Annotated in this window: 3 protein-coding genes and 1 tRNA gene; 3 read left to right on the top strand and 1 reads right to left on the bottom strand. The window is 42.8% G+C overall.

What is annotated here, in order from left to right; translation table 11 throughout:
- The 3 genes from R8N46_RS24480 to R8N46_RS24470 all read left to right on the top strand — a co-directional run.
- Positions 1 to 511, top strand: a 511-nt coding sequence (locus R8N46_RS24480; protein WP_318189685.1) for a GGDEF domain-containing protein, incomplete at its 5' end; no start/stop codon positions are given.
- Between the two features lie 228 nt (positions 512 to 739).
- Positions 740 to 943 (top strand): helix-turn-helix domain-containing protein, encoded by a 204-nt coding sequence (locus R8N46_RS24475; RefSeq protein ID WP_140296866.1) that lies wholly within the window; start codon positions 740 to 742, stop codon positions 941 to 943.
- Positions 904 to 1,395: a transposase gene (locus R8N46_RS24470; protein WP_318189686.1), complete on the top strand. Its 492-nt coding sequence runs from the start codon at positions 904 to 906 to the stop codon at positions 1,393 to 1,395. Before R8N46_RS24475 ends, R8N46_RS24470 begins: the two co-directional genes overlap by 40 nt.
- Positions 1,396 to 1,559: 164 nt before the next feature.
- On the opposite strand, the gene R8N46_RS24465 is transcribed toward R8N46_RS24470, so the two are convergent.
- Positions 1,560 to 1,636, bottom strand: a tRNA-Asp gene (locus tag R8N46_RS24465).
- Positions 1,637 to 1,729: the final 93 nt, after the last annotated feature.

The raw sequence follows: 1,729 nt of genomic DNA, 5'->3' as shown, positions 1-1,729 counted from the left end.
GTTTATCTCCAATTTAGATAATGCGATCATTCAACATACAAAACGTTCTAAAACACTTTCATGCTTGATGATCGATATTGATCACTTCAAAGATATTAATGATAGAGTTGGCCATTTTTCTGGTGATCATGTTATCACTCGCATTGCTCACGTTTGCCAAGGAGTCATTCGTGGCAGCGACTTTATAGGTCGATTGGGAGGAGAAGAGTTCGCAGTAATCTTAACAGATACGAATGCGATTCAAGCGCATGAAGTAGCTGAACGCATCCGCCAAGCTATACAAGCAACGATCTGTCATGTCGATGACGTTGAAATTACGACCACTGTTAGTATTGGTGTAGCAGAGTTGAATTCACAACAATCCAACGCAAAAGAGCTTCTAATCGAGGCCGATAAAGCGATGTACTATTCAAAGCACTCAGGACGCAATCAAGTCACCCTAGCTTACGAAAACCTGCCAGATCTTAAGCTTTATCAAGCCGGTCACTTAAAAATACAAAGAGTTTCTTAAATATAAGTTCCCCCCTTTCTGACCACAATAGCCTCTTTACTAAGAAACCTCCGTCCTACGCACTCCCCACAATAACATCGCTAAAAACTCGCTTATCTAAAACCTTTATAACTATTAGTAAAAAGTGCTCTATATGTGTTCGCTATTTATCGACCTAAACCACTATCATTAAATCCTTAATGTCGACTTAAAAAGCTCACAAGTCAGCAAAAATCCATTCAGATTAAAATGAGACTGTTAGCCCTTGCTCATTTCAAAGATGGGTACTCACACACACAAATCGTCAAGTTTCTCAAGGTAAGCCGAACCAGTGGTAATAATTGGGTCCAAACCTTTCTTGAAGAAGGGCTGGAAGGATGGCAAGAAAAGCCAAGTACAGGAGGATTTGAAAAATCAAAATCGAAACGATCCTTAAGATCCCAGAACATATAGCTTTAGAGTATGTTGATGTCTGGTTTCAGAACGAAGCCAGATTTGGGCAACAAAACACGACAACACGCTTATGGACTGAAAAAGCAGCTCGCCCAAGAGCCGTGAAACAACAATTTGAGTATGCTTATCTGATCGGTTCAGTTTGTCCCAGAAAAGGAATTGGTGAGGCTATCGTTGTCCCTTGGGTTCATAAAGACATCATGATAGAGCACTTAAAACAAATATTGGCAGTCACGGAGGAAGGACGTCACGCCGTCGTTGTAATGGATGGCGCAGGATGGCATACAGAAGAAATTGCCAATGACTTTAAATGTCAGTGTCATCAAACTTCCACCCTATTCCCAAAACAAAACCCTATCGGACAAGTATGGCGTTGGTTGCGGCAACGCGATTTAGCCAATCAATATTTTACTGATTACGACGACATCATCTCCAAAGTCTGCGATGCATAGAATCGGTTTGGGATTGCTCCCAAAGAGTCACCCAAATATGCTCGAGAAGATGGATAGACCTGATCAGTTAATTTTCCAGATTGGTATGACTTCTCTTGGAAGGGAAAATGACAGCCCCTAAAACGACAAAAGCCCTGCTATTTCTAGCAGGGCTTTCAAATAAGTGGCGGAGCGGACGGGACTCGAACCCGCGACCCCCGGCGTGACAGGCCGGTATTCTAACCAACTGAACTACCGCTCCGCACTGGTTAGACCTAAGTCTAAATTTAAAGCCTGGCGATGTCCTACTCTCACATGGGGAAGCCCCACACTACCATCGGCGCTATTTCGTTTC

It is taken from the genome of Vibrio sp. 1874 (genome assembly GCF_033344395.1).
Lineage (GTDB): Bacteria > Pseudomonadota > Gammaproteobacteria > Enterobacterales > Vibrionaceae > Vibrio > Vibrio alginolyticus.
Note: the sequence above shows the minus strand (reverse complement) of the source record. Positions and strands in the feature narration are given on the sequence as shown.

Excerpts from the sequence above, each read along its gene's own strand:
- R8N46_RS24475 (WP_140296866.1), top strand. The coding sequence starts at position 740 with ATGAGACTGTTAGCCCTTGCTCATTTCAAAGATGGGTACTCACACACA.